The sequence below is a fragment of the Pseudonocardia yuanmonensis genome (assembly GCF_039542425.1).
In the GTDB taxonomy this organism is placed as follows: Bacteria; Actinomycetota; Actinomycetes; order Mycobacteriales; family Pseudonocardiaceae; genus Pseudonocardia; species Pseudonocardia yuanmonensis.
On record NZ_BAABIC010000006.1, the window covers coordinates 160,223 to 180,269 of the forward strand.

16 protein-coding genes are annotated in these 20,047 nt (G+C 73.8%); 4 read left to right on the top strand and 12 right to left on the bottom strand.

The window, feature by feature from the left end:
* Positions 1–18 precede the first annotated feature (18 nt).
* From ABD990_RS10950 to ABD990_RS10980, 7 genes are all read right to left on the bottom strand, one after another.
* On the bottom strand, positions 19–1,140 hold the full coding sequence (locus ABD990_RS10950) for an ABC transporter substrate-binding protein (protein ID WP_345380225.1): 1,122 nt from the start codon (positions 1,138–1,140) through the stop codon (positions 19–21).
* Between the two features lie 293 nt (positions 1,141–1,433).
* A complete protein-coding gene (gene uvrA / locus ABD990_RS10955; protein WP_345380226.1) occupies positions 1,434–4,364 on the bottom strand; it encodes an excinuclease ABC subunit UvrA in 2,931 nt (976 codons plus the stop codon).
* 966 nt (positions 4,365–5,330) lie between these two features.
* Positions 5,331–6,005 (bottom strand): MBL fold metallo-hydrolase, encoded by a 675-nt coding sequence (locus ABD990_RS10960; RefSeq protein WP_345380227.1) that lies wholly within the window; start codon positions 6,003–6,005, stop codon positions 5,331–5,333.
* Positions 6,006–6,055: 50 nt separating this feature from the next.
* Positions 6,056–6,424 (bottom strand): hypothetical protein, encoded by a 369-nt coding sequence (locus ABD990_RS10965; RefSeq protein ID WP_345380229.1) that lies wholly within the window; start codon positions 6,422–6,424, stop codon positions 6,056–6,058.
* A gap of 151 nt (positions 6,425–6,575) precedes the next feature.
* Positions 6,576–7,256 (bottom strand): GAP family protein, encoded by a 681-nt coding sequence (locus tag ABD990_RS10970; protein ID WP_345380231.1) that lies wholly within the window; start codon positions 7,254–7,256, stop codon positions 6,576–6,578.
* A gap of 198 nt (positions 7,257–7,454) precedes the next feature.
* Positions 7,455–8,744 (bottom strand): AI-2E family transporter, encoded by a 1,290-nt coding sequence (locus ABD990_RS10975; protein WP_425569577.1) that lies wholly within the window; start codon positions 8,742–8,744, stop codon positions 7,455–7,457.
* A gap of 83 nt (positions 8,745–8,827) precedes the next feature.
* Entirely contained in the window at positions 8,828–9,112 is a 285-nt protein-coding gene (locus ABD990_RS10980) for a hypothetical protein (protein ID WP_345380232.1), read from the bottom strand.
* 250 nt (positions 9,113–9,362) lie between these two features.
* Here ABD990_RS10980 and ABD990_RS10985 point away from each other — a divergent pair, with 250 nt between their 5' ends.
* Positions 9,363–10,745: an LCP family protein gene (locus ABD990_RS10985; protein ID WP_345380234.1), complete on the top strand. Its 1,383-nt coding sequence runs from the start codon at positions 9,363–9,365 to the stop codon at positions 10,743–10,745.
* Positions 10,746–10,786: 41 nt separating this feature from the next.
* On the opposite strand, the gene ABD990_RS10990 is transcribed toward ABD990_RS10985, so the two are convergent.
* On the bottom strand, positions 10,787–10,975 hold the full coding sequence (locus ABD990_RS10990; RefSeq protein WP_345380236.1) for a hypothetical protein: 189 nt from the start codon (positions 10,973–10,975) through the stop codon (positions 10,787–10,789).
* A 169-nt stretch (positions 10,976–11,144) separates the two neighbouring features.
* On the opposite strand from ABD990_RS10990, the gene ABD990_RS10995 reads away from it, so the two are divergent.
* Positions 11,145–13,262, top strand: a complete 2,118-nt coding sequence (locus tag ABD990_RS10995; RefSeq protein ID WP_345380237.1) for a S9 family peptidase — start codon at positions 11,145–11,147, stop codon at positions 13,260–13,262.
* A 51-nt stretch (positions 13,263–13,313) separates the two neighbouring features.
* Here ABD990_RS10995 and ABD990_RS11000 read toward each other — a convergent pair whose 3' ends face one another.
* Positions 13,314–14,849, bottom strand: a complete 1,536-nt coding sequence (locus ABD990_RS11000) for an MFS transporter (protein WP_345380238.1) — start codon at positions 14,847–14,849, stop codon at positions 13,314–13,316.
* A 138-nt stretch (positions 14,850–14,987) separates the two neighbouring features.
* The gene (locus ABD990_RS11005; protein WP_345380239.1) at positions 14,988–15,884 is read right to left on the bottom strand and encodes an MOSC domain-containing protein; all 897 of its coding nucleotides are present in this window, start codon (positions 15,882–15,884) and stop codon (positions 14,988–14,990) included.
* A 112-nt stretch (positions 15,885–15,996) separates the two neighbouring features.
* Here ABD990_RS11005 and ABD990_RS11010 point away from each other — a divergent pair, with 112 nt between their 5' ends.
* Both ABD990_RS11010 and ABD990_RS11015 read left to right on the top strand, forming a co-directional pair.
* A complete protein-coding gene (locus tag ABD990_RS11010) occupies positions 15,997–16,371 on the top strand; it encodes an FKBP-type peptidyl-prolyl cis-trans isomerase (RefSeq protein ID WP_345380241.1) in 375 nt (124 codons plus the stop codon).
* Positions 16,372–16,379: 8 nt separating this feature from the next.
* Positions 16,380–16,892 carry a metallophosphoesterase family protein gene (locus ABD990_RS11015; RefSeq protein WP_345380243.1) on the top strand — a complete coding sequence of 171 codons (513 nt, stop codon included), beginning with the start codon at positions 16,380–16,382 and terminating at the stop codon, positions 16,890–16,892.
* Positions 16,893–16,967: 75 nt separating this feature from the next.
* Here ABD990_RS11015 and ABD990_RS11020 read toward each other — a convergent pair whose 3' ends face one another.
* Both ABD990_RS11020 and ABD990_RS11025 read right to left on the bottom strand, forming a co-directional pair.
* Positions 16,968–18,068, bottom strand: coding sequence for a TerC family protein (locus tag ABD990_RS11020; protein ID WP_345380244.1), 1,101 nt, complete (start codon positions 18,066–18,068; stop codon positions 16,968–16,970).
* 232 nt (positions 18,069–18,300) lie between these two features.
* Positions 18,301–20,046 (bottom strand): metallophosphoesterase, encoded by a 1,746-nt coding sequence (locus ABD990_RS11025; RefSeq protein ID WP_345380246.1) that lies wholly within the window; start codon positions 20,044–20,046, stop codon positions 18,301–18,303.
* Position 20,047 lies beyond the last annotated feature (1 nt).

The window sequence follows — 20,047 nt, forward strand, 5'->3', positions numbered from 1 at the left end:
TCGCTCGTGCCGGTCCGGTCAGGCCGTGATCAGGCCCGGGTCCGACTTGTAGATCTCGTCGAGCAGCGTCATGTCGAACAGCTCGGCGGCGGTGATCGTGATGCCGATGTTGCCCAGCGCCTTGACGATGTTGTCCTGCAGCGCGGGGGTGAGCGTGAACAGCCCGTTGGCCTTGGTGTCCTCGCTGACGACGAGCTCGTTCTGCGCCTGCGCCTGCTCGGTCTGGCCGGCGACGTCCAGGCCGAGGTCCTTGCCGTAGGTGTTCACGGCGAGGTTCGCCGCGCCGGCCGGGTCGGCCACCGCGTCGTTCCAGCCCTTGATCTCGGCGGTCAGGAACGCCTTGAGCTTGTCGCGCTCGTTGTCGATCGTCTCCTGCAGGACCACGAAGGTCTCGGCCGTGAGCGGGAGGCCGTTGTCGGCGAAGGGCAGCGTGACCGGGGTGAACCCCTTGGCCTTGATCAGGAACGGCTCGTTGGTCGTGTAGGCCATGAACCCGTCGACGCTCTTCTCGGTCAGCGGGGTCGGCTCGTACTGGACGACGACCTGCTGGACCTGCCCGGGGTCGATGTCGTTGGCCTTGAGGAACCCGGCGAAGATCTGCTGGTTGGTGCCGGCCTGGATACCCAGCCGCTTGCCGATCAGGTCCTGCGGGGTGCGGATCGGGGTGCCCTGCTCCATCGACAGGATGCAGAACGGGTTCTTCTGGAACGTGCTGCCGATGATCTTCAGTGGCGCGCCCTGCTCGGTGATGAAGCGGGCGGTGGCGTCCGGCGCGGAGAGGCCGACGTCGACGTTCTTGGCCAGGACCAGCGCGTCGGCGCTGTCCACCGGGCCGGTCACCAGGTCGACCGAGTCGAAGCCGGCCTCCTTGTAGTAGCCCTTCGAGTCGGCGAAGAACTCGCCGCCGAACTCGATGTTCTTGATCCAGGACAGCTGCAGGGCCAGCGTGCCGTACTGGCCCGGGGCGGCGGAGGCCGCGCCGGAGGCCGGGGCGCTCCCGGAGCCGCCGCCACCGCAGGCGGCGAGGGCCACCCCGGCGGCACCGACGCCGACGCCCAGGCCGGCGAGGCGCAGGAAGCCGCGCCGGCTGGTGCTCGGGCCGGTGGGGCGCTGGTGGGGCGGCGGGACGAGCAGCGTCATGTGGCGTTCTCCTACGACGTACGGTCGCCGTCCTGGGGAGGGACGGTCTGCGGGCGCACCGGTGCCTCTGTCGGTGGTCGACGCTCTGGCCCCGACGCGCCGACCCACCGAATCTAGGAAGATCCCGGTTCGTCGCGGTTTCGCAGGTGTTACGGCGGTGATGCCGGTCGGTCGCGCTTGTGCAACACGGGTGGGTGACGACACAGCCGCTCACCCTGCGCTGACACCTGAGAACGCAGCGTGCCCGGGACCGCCGGAGCGGTTCCGGGCACGCGGCCCGGCTGGGGCAGGGCTCAGCTCGCCGCGACGGCCTTCTTCCGACGCGGTCGCCGGACCGGTGCCGCCGGCACGACCAGGTCCTTGAGGAACAGGCCGGTGTAGCTGCCCTCGGTGCCCGCGACCTCCTCGGGCGTGCCCTGCGCGACGACCGTGCCGCCACCGGACCCGCCCTCGGGCCCCATGTCGATGACCCAGTCCGACGTCTTGATCACGTCGAGGTTGTGCTCGATGACGACGACCGTGTTGCCCTTGTCGACCAGGCCGTTGATCACCATCAGCAGCTTGCGGATGTCCTCGAAGTGCAGGCCGGTCGTCGGCTCGTCGAGGATGTAGATCGTGCGGCCGTTGGACCGCTTCTGCAGCTCGCTGGCCAGCTTCACCCGCTGCGCCTCGCCACCGGACAGCGTCGGCGCCGGCTGCCCGAGCCGGACGTAGCCCAGCCCGACGTCGACCAGCGTGGTCAGGTACCGGCTGATCGAGGTGATCGGCGCGAAGAACTCCGCCGCCTCCTCGATCGGCATGTCCAGCACGTCCGCCACGGTCTTGCCCTTGTAGTGGACCTCGAGGGTCTCCCGGTTGTACCGGGCGCCCTTGCAGACCTCGCAGGGGACGTACACGTCCGGCAGGAAGTTCATCTCGATCTTGATCGTGCCGTCGCCGGAGCACGCCTCGCAGCGCCCGCCCTTGACGTTGAACGAGAAGCGGCCGGCCTGGTAGCCGCGCACCTTCGCCTCGGTGGTCGACGCGAACAGCGTGCGGATCTTGTCCCACACACCGGTGTACGTGGCCGGGTTGGACCGCGGCGTGCGCCCGATCGGCGACTGGTCGACCCGCACCAGCTTGTCCAGCTGCTCGATCCCGGTGATCCGGGTGTGCCGGCCGGGCACCTGGCGGGCGCCGTTGAGCTTGTTCGCCAGCACGGTGGCCAGGATGTCGTTGATCAGCGTGGACTTGCCCGACCCGGACACGCCGGTGATCGAGACGAGCCCGCCCAGCGGGATGTCGACGTCGATCCCCCGCAGGTTGTGCTCGCGCGCGCCGACGATCGTGAGCCTGCGCTCCGGGTCCAGCGTGCGCCGCACGTCCGGCACCGGGATGCTGCGCCGGCCCGACAGGTACGCCCCGGTCAGCGAGGTGTCGTGCGCCTCGAGCTCGGCCACCGGCCCGGAGTGCACGACCTGGCCGCCGTGCTCGCCCGCGCCCGGACCGATGTCGACGGCCCAGTCCGCGGCGCGGATGGTGTCCTCGTCGTGCTCCACGACGATCAGCGTGTTGCCCAGCCCCTTGAGCCGGGTCAGCGTGTCGATCAGCCGGCGGTTGTCCCGTTGGTGCAGGCCGATCGACGGCTCGTCCAGCACGTAGAGCACGCCGACCAGGCCGGACCCGATCTGGGTGGCCAGCCGGATGCGCTGCGCCTCGCCGCCGGACAGCGTGCCCGCGGCGCGGTCGAGCGACAGGTAGTCCAGCCCGACGTCGAGCAGGAAGCCCAGCCGGGCCTGGATCTCCTTGAGCACCCGGCCGGCGATCATCGCCTGCCGCTGGTCCAGCACCATCCCGCCGAGGAACTCGGCGCACTCGGCCACCGACATCGCCGACACCTCGGCGATCGACCGGTCCCCCTGCTCGCGGTGCGCCAGCGTGACCGCCAGGACTTCCGGCTTGAGCCGCGCCCCCTTGCACGCCGGGCACGGCACGTCCCGCATGTAGCCCTCGTAGCGCTCGCGCTGCGACTCGGACTCGGTCTGGTCCAGCCGGCGCTCGAGGAACGGGATCACGCCCTCGAAGTTCGCGTAATAGGCGCGCTCGCGGCCGTACCGGTTCCGGTACCGGACGTGCACCTGGTCCTCGCTGCCATGGAGCACGGCCTTCTGCGCCTCGGCGGGCAGCATGCGCCACGGCGTGTCCATCCGGAACCCGACGCTCTTCGCGAGGCCGGACAGCAGCCGGCCGAAGTACTCGGCGGTGTGCCCGGTGTTCCACGGCGCCACGGCACCGTCGGCCAGGCTGAGCTCGGGGTCCGGGATGACGAGCTCCGGGTCGACCTCCTTCTTGACGCCGATCCCGGAGCACTCGGGGCACGCGCCGTAGGGCGAGTTGAAGGAGAAGGTGCGGGGCTCGAGGTCGTCGAGCGAGAGGGGGTGCCCGTTGGGGCAGGCCATCCGCTCGGAGAAGCGGCGCTCGCGGTGCGGGTGCTCGTCCCCGAGGTCGACGAAGTCCAGCACCACGAGCCCGTCCGCCAGGCGCAGTGCAGTCTCCACCGAGTCGGTGAGCCGCTGCTTGGCGCTCGGCTTGACCGACAGCCGGTCGACGACGACCGCGATGTCGTGCTTCTCCTGCTTCTTCAGCTTCGGCGGGTTGCTCAGCTGGTGCACCGTGCCGTCGACCAGAACACGCGAGTAGCCCTGGCCCTGCAGGGTGGTGAAGAGGTCGACGAACTCGCCCTTGCGGGTGCGGACGACCGGGGCCAGCACCTGGAAGCGGCTGCCCTCCTCCATCGCCAGCACCTGGTCGACGATCTGCTGCGGAGTCTGCTTCTCGATGACCTCGCCGCAGACCGGGCAGTGCGGCACGCCGGCCCGGGCGTAGAGCAGCCGCAGGTAGTCGTAGACCTCGGTGATCGTGCCGACCGTGGAGCGCGGGTTGCGGTTCGTGGACTTCTGGTCGATCGACACCGCCGGGGACAGGCCCTCGATGAAGTCGACGTCCGGCTTGTCCATCTGACCGAGGAACTGCCGGGCGTACGCCGACAGCGACTCGACGTACCGGCGCTGGCCCTCGGCGAAGATCGTGTCGAACGCGAGGCTCGACTTGCCGGACCCGGACAGGCCGGTGAAGACGACGAGGCTGTCCCGGGGCAGGTCGAGATCGACCCCGCGCAGGTTGTGCTCGCGCGCGCCGCGCACGACCAGCCGGGGAGCGTCGTGCGGGGTGCGGACCTGTGCCACGAGGGCGCCTCCTATCGGGTCACCGGGGATCGGCGGGCCCGGTCCGCGGCAGACCGGGGACCCGCGATCGATGCTAGGCCGGGGGCCCGACAGAAAACCGCGCCCCCCGTCCGGCCCGGGGGTCCCGGTCGGCGGGTGCGCACCGGCGAGCGCCGGGCGACCACGGGCCGCCGGCACGCTCACCGGCGCCGCAGCCGCCGTCGGGACCCCGTTCGGCCACCCGGCTCAACGCCACGGACCGCCCGGTGCTTCCCGGCGGCGTCCGCCGGACCAGGTGACCACTGTCGCACACATGTTCGACGGCGGTGCGCCGGCCCCCGCCCAGGCGCCCAGGCCACCGCTGAACCGGACGAGAGGGCTTGCGGGTGTGGGAGGGAGGCGGCTCGGCCGAGCGCCTCCCACACCCGGCCGCGCCCGACACACCCGCTCCTGCACCGCGCCACACCCGGAGAGTCCGGCGCACACCCGGTCGACGGCCCGTGGGACGACCGAGCGGGTGTGGCGCCGCACTGCACGCGGATCCGCTCGGGTCGGCCGGGAATTCACAGCGGGGATCGGCCGAGGCCCGCTGACACATCCCGAGGAGCGCCGCACACCTGGTCGACGGGATGTGCGGCGATCGTTCCGGATGCGACACCGGGCCGGGACGGGTGTGCGAGGCCCGAGCCGGTGTGCCGGCGGTCAGTAGCGACGCGGCGGCGCCGCTCACGAGCGCCATCAGCAGCACCCGCCAGCACACCCCGAGGAGCGCCGCACACCTGGTCGACGGGATGTGCGGCGATCGTTCCGGATGCGACACCGGGCCGGGACGGGTGTGCGAGGACCGGGCGGGGTGTGGTCGCCGCTCGGCGCGCACATCCGCTCGACGCTCGATGTCGGGCCGTGGAGCCACTGCTCCGGCAGCACCGGCACGAGCAGTGTCTCGAGGATCGCGCTCGAACGAGCGCTTGAGCAACCGAGGCCGGGCTACCAGCCCCGCTCGCGCCACTCCTTGAGCGAGGGGCGCTCCCTGCCCAGGGTGGTGTCGTCGCCGTGGCCCGGGTAGACCCAGGTGTCGTCCGGCAGCTCGCCGAACACCCGGGACTCCAGGTCGTTCATCAGCGAGGTGAAGTCCTCGGCCGACCAGGTCTTGCCCGGCCCGCCCGGGAACAGGGAGTCCCCGGTGAACAGGTGCGGACGGTCGGGGCCCCGGTAGAGCAGCGCGATCGAGCCAGGCGTGTGCCCCCGCAGGTGGATGACCTCGAGGGAGATCTCGCCGAACTCCACGGTGTCGCCCTGCGACACGAGCTCGTCCATCGGGATCGGCAGCTCCGGCGCGTCGAGGGGGTGGGCGATCTGCCGGGTCTGGAACATCCCCGCCACCGCGCCCAGCGCCTGCCAGTGGTCGTGGTGGCGGTGCGTCGTGACCAGGTGCCGCAGCTCCGGCCTGCCGTCCTCCGCCCCGACCAGGTCGGCGATCCGCTCCGGCTCGTTCGCCGCGTCGACGAGCAGGGCCTCGTTGGTGGCGGTGCAGGTCAGCAGGTAGGCGTTGTTGTCCATCGGGCCGACGGACACCTTGCTGATCGTGAGCGGGCCCAGGCTCCGCCGGATCGCCGCGCCGCCGGGGTCGGTGTGCCCGCTGTACTCGTCCAGGACGTCCACGCGCGCAGCCTAGTGCCGCGGGCGCCCGCGCGTCCCGGCCCGGCGGCCCGTCAGCTTCCCGGCGCGAAGATCCGCGGGAAGGTCGTGACCACGTCCTGGACGACCAGGTACCCGTACACCACGAGCGCGATGAACAGCAGGCTCGCGAGCGAGGTCAGCACGTAGGTGACGATCCGCAGCACGGTGAGCGCCCGGCCGTCACCGGCCGTGGGGAGGCGCTGGCCGCGCGGCGGGGTGTGCGCGGGCGACGGCCGCGGTGCGGGCGCCCACCCGGCGCGCGCCGCCTGCTCGCCGACGGTCGCCGGCGGACCGGCCGGGGCCGACGCGCCGGAGGCGCCCCGCTGGTACGGGACAGGGGGCTTCTGCCCGGCGGCCCGGAAACCGCCGCTCCCGCTGCCCGACGCCCTGTGCGTGCTCACCCGTCGAACCCCCTGCCCGCCTCGCCGGTCTGCCCGGCCAGTGTGGTCGGTGGAACCACGGTTGGTCACCTTGCCCGAGTCCGTCCACCCGTTCGTGCGACACCACGCGCGACCGACGCGAGCGCTGCGTGGACGACGCGGGGGCGGGAGCTCAAGGGCGTGCGACCAGCTCCACGATCCCCGTCACGAGCAGGTAGCAGCCGAGCCCGCCGAAGAAGAGGACGGTGATCGGCCGGCGGCGGGCGCGGATCCAGCCGACGAGCCGCTCGAGGAGCTCCCGCGCGAGGTGCGGGCGGTGCACCGCGAGCACGAGCGCGACGATCGCGGTGCTGAACCAGATCGCGTTGTAGACGACGACCTGGAAGAGGCCGTCGACGACGTCCGACGCCGAGGCGACGATCGCGTTGAGCGCGGCCAGGTACGTCAGGCCGGGCAGGTGGGTGAGGACGCCGGCCCCGGCGGCACCGGTCAGCGTGAGCGCCTGCAGCCGTCGCTGCATCCAGCTCGGCTCGTCGGGCCGCCGCTCGCTCTGCCGGCTCACCGGCCACGGCGAGGGCAGCCGCGCCCAGGCCGCCCCCGCGTAGGCGAGCGCCGCCACGCCGAGGACGAGGTCGAGGACCGGCCGGCTCGTCGTCGTCGAGGTGCGGGCGTTGAGACCCTGCAGCAGCACGACGACCAGGGCACCGACGGCGAGGGCGAACACCAGCCCGGTCACCAGGTAGGCCGTGAGCAGCCGCCGTGGGTCCCGGGTGGCCAGGATCGCGAACAGCGCGGCGAGCGCGGTGGGCCGGACGATCGCGGAGCACGCGAGCAGCAGCGCCTCGGTGCTCACGACTCGGTGCTCACGACTCGGTGCTCACGACAGGGCTCACGACAGGGCTCACGACTCGGTGCTCACGACAGGGCTCACGACAGGGCTCACGACAGGGCTCACGACAGGGCTCACGACAGGGCTCACGACAGGGCTTCGACCGGGTGCCCACGACACGGCGCTCGGTGCCGGGCGCTCAGGGGCGGCCGGCCCCGCGGCTCACGGCGTGACCCTCGGGTCGGTGCGCTCCGGCGGGACGGGCGGGTCCGGCGGCGCGGGGGGTTCCGCGGACGCCGGTCCCCCGGCCACGGCGGGCTGGGGGTGCCGATGGCCCCTGCGCTCGGCCCGCTCGGCCTTGCGGGCCGCCTTGCGCGCAGCCTTCTCGGCCTCGTCGGCGGCGACCTGGTCCGCCTCCTTCGGCGTGGACCGCAGCAGCGCGTCCGCCCATCGCGCCTTGGGGTCGATGTCCACGAGCAGGGCCTTGACCAGCAGCGTCAGCGGGATCGCGAGGATCGCGCCGAGCGGACCGAGCAGCCAGGCCCAGAAGAACAGCGCCACGAACGTCACCGTGACCGACAGGCCCACCGCGTCGCCGATGAACCGCGGCTGGATCAACGACTGCACCACGAAGTTGAGCACGCAGTAGACGACCACCACGGCGACCGCGAGGCCCGGCCCGCCCACGAACAGCCCCAGCAGGGCCGGCGGGATCACGCCGATGACGAACCCGATGTTGGGGATGTAGTTGGTGATGAAGGCCAGCAGGCCCCAGGTGAACGCGAGCGGGATGCCCATCAGCGCGAGCGCGATCGTGTCGAGCACCGCGACGATGAGCCCGAAGACGGTCGTGACCAGCAGATACTGCCGGGTCCCCCAGGCGAAGTGGTCCAGCGCGCCGATGATGCGCGGCCGGTCGGCGGCGATCGACGCCAGCCGGTGCCGGACGCCGCCCGCCTCCACGGTCAGGAACAGCAGCAGCGCGAGCAGGAACACCAGGTTCGAGGCGAGCCCGGCGACGCTGTCCAGCAGCGAGCCGAGGAGCCCGGCCAGCTTGCCGATGTCGAGCGAGCTCGCCGCCTGCCTGAGCTGCTCGGGCCCGACGCCGAGCTGGGCGAGCTTCGCGGTCAGCCCCGAGACCAGCCCGTCGGCCTGCGCGGCGTACTTCGGCACCTCCGTCGCCAGCCGCGCGATCGAGACGATGATCCCGAGGGCGAGCACGACCAGGACCGCGTAGACCAGCACGACGAGGACCAGCGTCGTGGCCCAGGCCGGCCAGCCCCGGCGCTGCAGCCGGCCCTGCACGGGTGCGACGGCGATCACGATGATCAGCGCCATGAACGCCGGGCCGATCAACCAGGCGACCGCCTGGATGCCCGCCACCACGACGACGACGGCCGCGGCCCCGAGCAGCACGACCAGTGCGCGGGGCAGCCCCCGGTCTCGCAGGCGCGACCCGTTCGCCGGCAGGTCGTCCGGGGTCGGGGCGGGTTGTGGCACCTGAGTCGTCACGCGGCGACGCTAGGTCCGGCCGGACGCGGCCGGCCTCACCCGCCGCGGGCGAACGGTCCGCATGTCGGCAGGTGTTCCTCCGGTCAGGGCACGGGCACGGCGGGACGGGCCGCGGGCTCGGAGGCGCGCCAGGCACCGGCACCCGCACCGGCCGCCGCCCGGGCCTGGGCCCACTTGAGCCTGGCGAGGTCGGCGGGCGGCAGGTCCGCACGGCGCATCCAGCGGCGGGTCGCCTTGAGCACGGCGGCCCCGACCAGCACGGAGCCGCTCATGCCCGCCAGGGCACCCACACTCAGCAGGATCACCGCACCGATCAGCAGTCCCTGGTCGAGGTCGTCCCACGACGGGTCCGTCCGACGATCACTCATCCCGCTCTCCTCGTCTGTCGCGGTCTTCCCGGTGTCGGCAGGGTGGCGCCGCCGGCGCGCCCGACACCTCACCCGGCGGGAGTGACCCCGGTACCGCCCGCGTTGGGCCGGTCGGGTGGAGGTGATCACTCGTCCGCCCCGTCCACGGACACGGCCCGTACGCTCGGCCGACGGCCCGTCGTGGCCGCGTCTCCTCTGGACGGTCGCAGCGTCGGGACGTGCAGTGGGCTCCTGTGCGTGAGAGGAACGGATGGAGAAGCGCCCGCAGCGGTCCCGCACGCTCCGCCGCGTCCTGCTGGGGGCCGGCCGGACCGGCGTCGCGCTGCTCGCCCTCGCGGTCCTGGCCGGTACCGGCTACGTCTGGTCCGTGTCCCGGACCTTCGCCGCCGGCCTCACGACCAGCTCGGTCCTGGCGTCCCGCCCCGGTACCCCGGCAACCGCACCGTCCCCGGCCGCGCGCAGCTACACCGCGCTGCTGGTCGGGCTCGACAGCCGCACGGACGCGCAGGGCGAGCCGCTCCCGCCGGACCTGCTCGCCCGGATCCACGCCGGGGACGACGGCGGCGAGCTGCACACCGACACGATCATGCTGGTCCGCGTGCCGGCGGACCCGCGCTCCCCCGTCGTCACCGTGTCCTTCCCGCGGGACTCCTACGTCCCGCTCGCCGACGGCAGCGGCCGACACAAGATCAACTCCGCGTACGGCCGCGCCTACCGCGCCGAGGAGGAGCGGCTCGAGGCGCAGGGCGTCACCGGCGCCGAGCTGGACCGGCGCAGCCGGGAGGCGGGCCGCGCGAACCTGGTCGCGACCGTCGAGGCCGTCTCGGCCACCACGGTCGACCACTACGCGGAGCTCAACCTCGCCGGGTTCGTCGAGCTCACCAGCACGCTCGGCGGGGTCGACGTCTGCCTCAACCAGCCCGTCGACGACCGGGCCTACTCCGGGGTGGACCTGCCCGCCGGCCCGCAGACGGTGAGCGGCGCCGCGGCGCTGGCGTTCGTGCGCCAGCGGCACGGGCTCGAGGGCGGCGACCTCGACCGGATCACCCGTCAGCAGGCGTTCCTGGCCGGCCTGGCCCACCGGGTCCTCGCCGCCGGCACCCTCGCCGACCCCGCCACGGTGTCCGACCTGCTCGGGGTCGTCAGCCGGCACGTCGTCGTCGACTCGGGATGGGACCTGCGGCAGGTCGTGGGCCGGCTGGGCGGACTCGCGGGCGGCGACGTCGTGTTCCGGACCGTTCCCACGATCCGGCCGGACCTGTGGACCCCCGTCGACGGCGTGGCGGTCGAGATCGACGACGACCAGGTGCGGGACTTCGTGCACACCGTGCTGTTCACGGACGCCCGCGCCGACGGGACCGCACCGGAGGCCGGCACGCCGGGGACCGCCGCGCCGGCCGCCGACGACGCGCGGACCCGGGCCGACGCGACGACGGCGAGAGCGGCGACGACGACGGCGCCACCGACGACGACGATGACGGCGACCGGGCCGCCCGCCACCACCCCGACCGCCGTCCCGGCGACCTCACCGGTCCCCCCGGCCGGCGCCCCGACCACGGCGGTCGCGCCGCTGGACGACCCATGGCAGCACCGCCCCGTGATCGACGCCGCCGCGGTGCCCTGCGTGAACTGACAGGCCCTGCGTGAACTGACAGCGGCGGGTGGCCCGGGCGGTCAGCCCGTGGCGTCCTGCTCTATTCGCGCCGCGCGGTCCCGGATCCGGTCCGGGGACCACGACGCGACCTCGCGCAGCTGCTCGACCAGGGCGATCTCGACGGCGGCGTGCACGGCGGCCGGCGAGACGCCGGGGTCGACCGACCGCGCCGCCGCCAGGGCGCGGGCCGAGAGGTACACGTTGATCATCGGTCACCTCCGTTGGTGGTGATGCAGTTCCCAACGCTCGCGCCGGGAAACGGAGACGGGCCCAGGGCCGAGCGGTCCTCCGGGCGGGTCGAGCGGACCGGGCCCGCGCCCTGACGTCGACCGTGCCGGTCGCGCGGTCGTCCGCCGCGGGGTCCGGCAGACTGCCCCCGTGAGCCAGCCGAGCACCGAGTCCTTCCCCCGCCTGCACGCGCGCACCCGCCGGTTCACCCTCGGTGCCCCGCGCGGCGTCACCGTCTCGCCCGACGGCGGGCGGGTGGTCTTCCTGCGCAGCCGCGGCGGCACCGATCCCGTGACCTGCCTGTGGAGCCTGGAGCTGGAGACGGGCGAGGAGCGGCTGGTCGCCGACCCGCAGGAGCTCGACGACACGGACGTCGAGGACCTGCCGGCCGAGGAGCGGGCCCGGCGCGAGCGCGCGCGCGAGCAGGCCGGCGGCGTGGTCGGGTACGCGACGGACCGCGCCGTGACCCGGGCGGTGTTCCCGCTGTCCGGCAAGCTCTACCTCGCCGAGTTCGCGGGCGGGCTCACCCCGCGGCTGATCGACACGGACGGGGCCGTGATCGACCCGCGGCTGGATCCGACGGGCGCGCGGATCGCCTTCGTCTCCGGCGGCGCGCTGCACGTGCACCTGGTCGCCGCCCGCACCACCGAGACGCTGCTGGCCCCCGAGGACGCGGACGTCACCTACGGCCTCGCGGACTTCGTCGCCGCCGAGGAGATCGACCGGATGCGCGGCTTCTGGTGGTCGCCCGACGGCGACCGCCTCGTCGTCGCGCGGGTCGACGAGTCCGCGGTGCCGGTGTGGCACATCGCGGACCCGGCCAACCCCGACCGCACCCCCGCGGCCGTCCGCTATCCGGCGGCCGGCACCACGAACCCCTCGGTGTCGCTCGAGGTCGTCGGGCTCGACGGCGGCCGCACACCGATCGTCCGGGACGTCGAGCGGGACGAGTACGTGGTCGACGTCGTGTGGGACGACCGGGGCCTGTTCGTGGTCGTGCAGCCGCGGGACCAGAAGGCGCTGCGGATGCTCGCCGTGGACCCGGACACGGGCGCGACCTCGCTCGCCGACGAGGAGACCGACCCGGTGTGGGTCGACGCCACGCCCGGGCTGCGGGTGCACACCGCCTCGGGCGCGCTCGTGAAGCTGGCGCACCGGGACGGGGCGCACCGGGTGCTGGTCGACGGCGAGCCGGTCACCCCGCCGGAGATCCAGGTGCGGAGCCTGCTCGACGTCGACGGCGACACGCTGCTGATCAGCGGCTCGACCACGCCCGCCTCGGTCCGGCTGTGGACGTGGAGCGCGGAGGACGGCCTGCTGCCGGCGTCGCCCGAGGAGGGGGTGCACTCCGGGCGCCTGGTCGGTGGCGCCCTCGTCCGGACCTCGACCGACCTCGCGTCGGCGGCGGTGACGACCGTCGAGGCCGCCGGCGTCGGACGGGAGATCGCGTCGTACGCCGCCGATCCCGGCCTCGGCCTGCGGATCTCCCTGCACCGCGCCGGGGAGCGGCGGCTGCAGACCGCGCTGCTGCTGCCCTCCTGGTGGGAGCCGGGCACGCCGCTGCCCGTGCTGATGGACCCCTACGGCGGGCCGCACGGCCAGCGCGTCTACGCCGCCCGCAACCCGCACCTGACCAGCCAGTGGTTCGCCGAGCAGGGCTTCGCCGTGGTCGTCGTCGACGGGCGCGGGATGCCCGGGCGCGGCCCGGAGTTCGAGCGGGCCGTGCACCTCGACCTCGCCGGGCCCGTGCTCGACGACCAGGTCGACGCCCTCCGCTCCCTCGCCGTCGAGAACCCCGACCTCGACCTCACCCGGGTCGGCATCCGCGGCTGGTCCTTCGGCGGGTTCCTGGCGGCCCTCGCGGTGCTGCGCCGCCCGGACGTCTTCCACGCCGCGGTCGCGGGCGCGCCGGTCACGGACTGGGAGCTCTACGACACCCACTACACCGAGCGCTACCTCGGCCACCCGGACGTCGAGAAGGCCGCCTACGAGCGGTCCTCGCTGCTGGCCGACGCCGCCGCCCCGGCGACGGAGGACCGGCCGAACCGCCCGCTGATGATCATCCACGGGCTCGCCGACGACAACGTCGTCGCCGCGCACACCCTGCGGCTGTCGTCGGCGCTACTGGCCGCCGGGCGCCCGCACCAGGTGCTGCCGCTGTCCGGCGTCACGCACATGACGCCGCAGGAGGTCGTCGCCGAGAACCTGCTGCTCCTGCAGGTGCGGTTCCTCCGCGACGCCCTGGGGGTGCCCGCGCCGCCGGCCTGAGGCCCGTCCCGCGTGTCGCCCGCTCAGTCGTGCGAGCTCGGTCGTGCGAGCTCAGTCGTGCGAGATGTGGTGGGGAGTGTCGTCGTCGGCGGTGACCCCGTCGCCCCGGGTGTCCGGGGCGTCGGGCTCCGGGGCACCCACGCCGTCCGCCCGGCGGCGCTCGGTGCGCAGGTCGTGGATGCCCACCCCGAGCGCGACGAGCGTGGTCAGCACGGCCACGCCGAGCGCGCCGGCGATCGCGGCCTGGTAGGACCTGCCCGCGGCGCCCAGCACGCCGTAGAACACCCCGGCGACGACGGCGGTGCCGACCGCCGCGCCCACGCGTTGGCCGGTCTGCAGGGCGCCACCCGCCGACCCCGCCATCCGCACCGGCACGTTGCGCAGCGTCATGGTGATGTTCGGCGAGATCACGAACCCGCCGCCGATGCCGCCGACGAGCAGGGCCGGGGCCGCCGCGAACCCGGCGATCCCGCCCGGGACCAGCGCGAGGATCACCGCGGTCGCGCCGATGCCCACCGCCACCAGCGACAGCCCGAACACCGTGAGCCGGCGCCCGAAGCGCTCGACGAGCCGCCCGGCCACCACCGCCGAGCCCGCGGAGCCGACGGCGAACGCCGTGACCGAGAGCCCGGACTGCAGCGGCGTGTAGCCGAGGCCGGCCTGGAAGAACTGCGCGAACACGATCCAGACGCCGGAGAAGCCGGTGAAGTAGACGAGCCCGAGCAGGGCGCCCGGGGCGTACCCGGAGGTCTCGGTGACGAGGCGGATGTCGAACAGCGGCTCGGCGCCGCGCCCGACCTCCCGGCGCTCCCACCACAGGAACACCGCCACCAGCACCGCACCGGCCGGGAACAGCCACCACAGCCGCGCGAGCCCGCCCGACTCCGCCTGCACCAGCGGCAGCAGCAGCGCGAGCACCGCCCCGCCGAGCAGCAGCGCCCCGGTCCAGTCGATGTGCGGCCGCTCGCGGGTCTCGGCCCCGGGGAGGAGCCGCGCCGCGAGGACCACGGCGAGCACGCCGATCGGGACGTTGACGTAGAAGATCCACCGCCAGCCGTCGGGCTGGCCGAAGGCCGCGAGCAGCAGCCCCCCGACGATCGGGCCCGCCGCCGTCGAGATCCCGACCGTGGCGCCGAAGAAGCCGAACGCCCGCCCGCGCTCCGCGCCGCGGAACAGGCTCTGGATCAGGCCGGAGTTCTGCGGCGCGAGCGAGCCGGCCGCGAAGCCCTGCAGCAGCCGGGCGACCACGAGCAGCTCGATCGTGGGTGCCGCGCCGCAGAGCACGCTGAACGCGACGAACGCGGTGAGGGCGATGAGGAACATCCGGCGGCGCCCGAACGCGTCGCCCAGCCGCCCCGCCGGCACCAGTGCGAGGCCGAAGGTCAGCGCGTAGCCCGAGACCACCCACTGCGCACCCGCCGGGTTCGTGGCGAGCCCCTGCTGGATGGACGGCAGCGCCACCGAGACGATGCTGACGTCGAGCAGGGTCATGAACCCCGCGGCGAGCGTGACGGACAGGGCCCGCCAGCGGCGCGGATCGGGGGTGTAGTCCTCCTCGGTCCCGCTGCGGGCGGGAGCGGAGGTCATGAGGGCGAGCCCGGGGCGTGCGGACGGGCGGGACGGGAGCGGTCGGGCACGGCGTCCGACGCTACGCGCGGCCCGGCCGTCCCGCCCGGCGAACGGGCCCTGCGACCGGGCCCGCGGAGCCCCGGTGGTCGGGTGCGGTCAGCTCGGGCCGACCACGTCCCCGACCCGGACCGTGCCGCCGGTGACGACGTCCGCGTAGGCACCCGCGCACGCCCAGGTCCCCATCCCGGGGATGCGCCGCCGGTTGACCTTCGCGATCGTGCGCAGGGTGTCCCGGTCCTCGGGCAGGCCCTCCTGCGCCAGGGTCGTCATCACGCAGCGCATGGTCGGCATGGTCACCGTGATCCGGACGTCGCCGACGGCGAGGGTCTCGCCCACCCAGCCGTCCTCGACGAAGCCGGGGCCCTCTCCCGTGTCCAGCAGCAGGTTCGGCCGGTAGCGGCGGGCGTCGAACACCGAGCCGGGGGCGGCCTCGGCCAGCGCCGCCAGCGTCGACCCGGTCATCAGGTGCAGCACGCCGAGGTCGAGGAAGGAGTCGGTCGGGGTGAGCCCGGCGGTGCCGATCCGGCTGACCGGCTCGCCCTCGTCGCTGTGCTCGACGGTGGTGTCGTCGATGAAGGACTGCGGGGCGAGGCCCTCGATCTGCGGCCACTGCTCCTCGAACTCGGCGCCGGCGGTCGGGTCGGAGGACAGCACGACGGCCCGGCCGAGCAGGTCGGACAGGGCGGCGTCGAGCCCGCCCTCGTCGCTGCGCAGGGTGCGACCGTCGGGCAGGGTGACGGCGACGGGCGGCGGGGCGGCGTCCGGCTCGGGCTCGGCGAGGAAGGTGGCGTGGCAGCCGAGCAGCGCACCCCACTTGCGCGGGTACTTGGCGCTGGCCACCGTGCCGTCCTCGGCGTCGACCACGGCGTAGGCGCGGTCGCCGAGGGCGCCGCCGGGGAGCAGGGCGAGCACGTCGACCCGCTCCCCCTGCATCGACTTGACGGGGAAGCGGTGGAGCGCGGTGATCGTCGCCTGTGACGAGGGTGCGGGCATGATCCCTTCGTAGCGGGCCGGGCGGGCCGCGCGCCACCCTCCGGACGGCGGGGCCCGCCGGGGGTCTGGCAGGGTGGCGGCGACCGACGCGAGACCCAGGAGGAACCCGACGATGGCACCGCAGAAGCCCGACGTCGACCCGATCGAGGGCCCGGCCCCGTCCGACCTCGAGATCACCGACATCACCGTCGGCGAGGGCGAGGAGGCGAAGGCCGGCCGGCGGGTGGCCGTGCACTACGTGGGCGTGGCGCACTCGACCGGGGAGGAGTTCGACGCCTCCTACAACCGCGGCCAGCCGCTGCAGTTCGGCCTCGGCGCCGGCCAGGTCATCCAGGGCTGGGACCGGGGCGTGCAGGGCATGCGGGTCGGCGGACGCCGCCGGCTGGTCATCCCGCCGCACCTGGGCTACGGCGACCGCGGCGCCGGCGGCGTCATCAAGGGCGGCGAGACCCTGATCTTCGTGGTGGACCTGCTCGCGGTGCAGTGACGCCGGCGGTGGATCTGCTCATCGTCTCCGACACCCACGTGCCGGTGCGGGCGAAGGACCTGCCCGCGCCGCTGTGGGAGGCGGTGGAGTCGCTCGACGCGGACGACCTCGTCGTCCACGCCGGCGACTGGATGGACCCGGGACTGCTCACGGCCCTCGAGGCGCGGGCACCCCGGGTCGTCGGTGTCTGGGGCAACAACGACGGCCCGGAGCTGCGCGAACGCCTCCCCGAGGTCGCCCGGTTCGAGCTGGGCGGCCTGCGGTTCGCCGTGACCCACGAGACCGGCGCCGCCCAGGGCCGGGAGCGGCGGATGGCCACCCGGTTCCCCGACGTCGACGTGCTCGTGTTCGGGCACAGCCACGTCCCGTGGGATTCGACGGCTCCCACGGGCCTGCGGCTGCTCAACCCCGGCTCCCCCACCGACCGCCGCCGTCAGCCCACGCACACGTGGATGACCGCGACGGTGCAGGAGGGCGAGCTGCGCCGGGTGGAGCTGGTCCACCTCGAGAACCTGCGCTGACCGGCACGCGCTGCGCCGACGCGCCCGTGCGCGGCGAGCGGTGCACCGGCACCACCCGCCGCGCACGGCGGGGTCTCAGGAGTGCTCGCGGTCGTAGCGGGCCATCTCCTCGTCGATCTCCCGGTCGTGCCGGTCCATCGCCTCGGCCTCCTCGCGGCTGTGCGCGACCGGCACCGCGACGGAGGAGCCGTGGCCCTCGGCCAGCTCGGGCCGGCGGCGCACCGCGACCAGGCTGGCCACCGTCGTGATCGCCAGGACACCCACGATGACCAGCAGCGACACGGCGATGCTGACCTCCGGGACCGGGATCGGCTGGCCGCCGTTGAGGAAGGGCAGCTCGTTCTCGTGCAGGGCGTGCAGCACCAGCTTGACGCCGATGAACGCCAGGATGACGGCCAGCCCGTAGGACAGGTAGACCAGCTTCTTGAGCAGCCCGCCGAGCAGGAAGTAGAGCTGGCGCAGGCCCATCAGGGCGAAGGCGTTGGCCGTGAAGACCAGGTAGGGCTCCTGGGTGAGCCCGAAGATCGCCGGGATGGAGTCGAGCGCGAACAGCAGGTCCGTGAGCCCGATCGCGATCATGACGATCAGCATCGGGGTGACCCAGCGCTTGCCGTCGAGCTTGACGGTGGTCTTGGAGCCGTGGAACTGGTCGGTCACCGGCAGCACCCGGCGGACCAGCGAGACGACGCGCGGTTCCTTCCACTCCTCCTCGTCGCCGCCCATGCCCTGCCGGACCATGTTCACGGCGGTGTAGATCAGGAACGCGGCGAAGAGGTAGAAGATCCAGCTCAGGGCGTTGATGGCGGCGGCGCCGACGGCGATGAACAGGCCGCGCATCACCAGCGCGATCACGATCCCGACCAGCAGCACGCGGTGCTGGTGGATCGCCGGCACCGCGAACGACGCCATGATGATCACGAAGACGAAGAGGTTGTCCACCGAGAGCGAGTACTCGGTGATGTAGCCGGCGAAGAACTCGCCGGCGTACTGGCCGCCCGCGAAGTACCAGACACCGAGGCCGAACAGCACGGCGAGGGCGATGTAGAAGAGCACCCAGCGGGTGGCTTCCTTGATCGTCACGGCGTGCGGCTTGTGGTCGACCAGGAACAGGTCGGCCAGGATGATGGCCACCAGGCCGCCGATGGTGGCGAACCAGAGCCAGACGGGCACGTTCACGTGGAGAGCTCCAGGGGTCTCGGGCAGCACGGGACTGCCCCGAGGTCTCTCCCCTCCGCTCTGCTGCGGATCAGTGGCGCCGGGTTCGGGATCCGCATGATTGTCGGTCCTGGGCTGCGGGCCCGTCTCCGTGCTGACGACGCCACCGTGACCGGGATACTCCCCTGCGGTGCGGCACCAGTCTGCACGCCGCGTCCCACCGACCGCCAGCGGGGGTGACCGACCACACCGGTCAGAGCCGCCGACCGGGGGACGAAACGGACGAACCGGCAGGTACCGACAACCCGGTCGGAGTACGCGACCAGCCGGCGGGGACCGTGGGCGGCAGGGCCGGTGGGGTGGCCGGCCGCAGGGCGGGCACCGACGACACGCCGGCGACGCCCGGCACGGGCCGGGCGAGGTCGACCCGGTCGATCTCCTCGCCGTCGGCCGTGACGGCGTGGACCCGCATCGTCGCGATCCGCCCGGGCGCCTCCGGCTGCACCTCCACGCGCAGGTAGGCGTAGCCGGCGTAGCGCACCCGGGACCACCCGACGGTCTCCGACCGCTCGCCGTCCTTGCCGATCACGCGGCTGCGGATCTTCCGGTCCTCGCCGGTCCGGCCCCGGTACCGGTCGCCCCCGCCGTCGAGCCAGCCGTTGCTCCTCCGCCCGCCGGAGCCCACGCAGATGTAGGTCGTGCCGTCCGTCGCGGGACGGACCGTCGCCCGGTCCGCCGCCTCCCGGGTGGCGTCGCCGTCGCGGATCGGGTCCGTGCGCTCGTACTGGTGGTTGTGGCCCTGGACGGCCAGGTCGACGGAGAAGCGGTCGAACAGCGGCGTCAGGGCCGAGCGGACGCCGCCGTCGGAGGCGTGCGAGTCGCTCGTCGAGTAGGCGCAGTGGTGGAAGAACACCACCACGAACGTGACGGCGGGGTCGGCGCGGAAGGCCGCGAGGGTGTCGGTGAGCCAGCGGACCTGGGCGCCGCGGCTGTACCCGGTGTTCGCGCGGATCTCGGTGGAGAGCTCGTTGGCGTCGACGCTCACCACGCCCACACAGCCGTGGGTGAACGCGTAGACCGACGGGCAGCCCGACGGCCCCGTCCGCGGCAGGTCCAGCCGGGCGGCGTGCCCGCCGTAGCCGTGACCGGAGTCGCCGTCGTCGTACACGGCCTCCATGTCGTGGTTGCCCGTGGCGAACATCCACGGCGTGGTGGCGGCGCTCTTCTCGATCGCGGCGAAGTACCTGGTCCAGAGGCCCGGGTCGAACGAGCCGTCGCGCTCGCCGCGCCCGGCCCGCTCGGCGTAGCAGATGTCGCCCGCGAGCAGGTGGAACGCGGGGGCGTCCTTCGCGACGAGCGCGGTCAGGGCGTTCGGGGGTGCGGTCCGGCCGCCCTTCCCCCCGCCGTCGTCGGACGCGACGCCCTGGTCGGCGAACGCGGTGAACGTGAACGGCGTGCGATCGCCCTTCGCCGGGGCGGTCCGGAAGGTGGCGTCCGGGGTGGTCGAGCCGTCGGGCAGGCGGAAGCGGTAGTGGTAGGTGGTGCCGGCGGTGAGCCGCTCGGCCCGGGCGTGCGCGAAGAGCTGCTGCCCGCCCCGGACGTCCTCGCCCCGCGGCACCTGGCTGACCAGCTCGCGCAGCTCGACGGGCACGGTCGCGCCGTAGCCGGTGTCGAGGCCGAGGTCGAGCAGGACGTCGCCGGCGGGCTTGCCGGTCAGCTCCCCGGCGACCGCCATGGAGGTCCGCGGGTCGTCGCCGAACGCGAGGTGCCGCCCGACGATCCCCGCCTCCGCCGCGTGCGCGACGCCCGTCCACGGCCCGGTGGCGAGCGCGAGCCCCGCGAGCGCCCCGATCCCGCCCCGCAGCGCGGCCCGCCTTGTCACCGGTCGCCGCCGGAGCTCCGCGCGGATCCACTCGTGCTGGTCCGCGATCGTCATGTCGCGGGCCAGCCGGCGCGGGATGCCGAGGTCGGGCGTCTCACCCTCCGGGTTCAGGGGCACG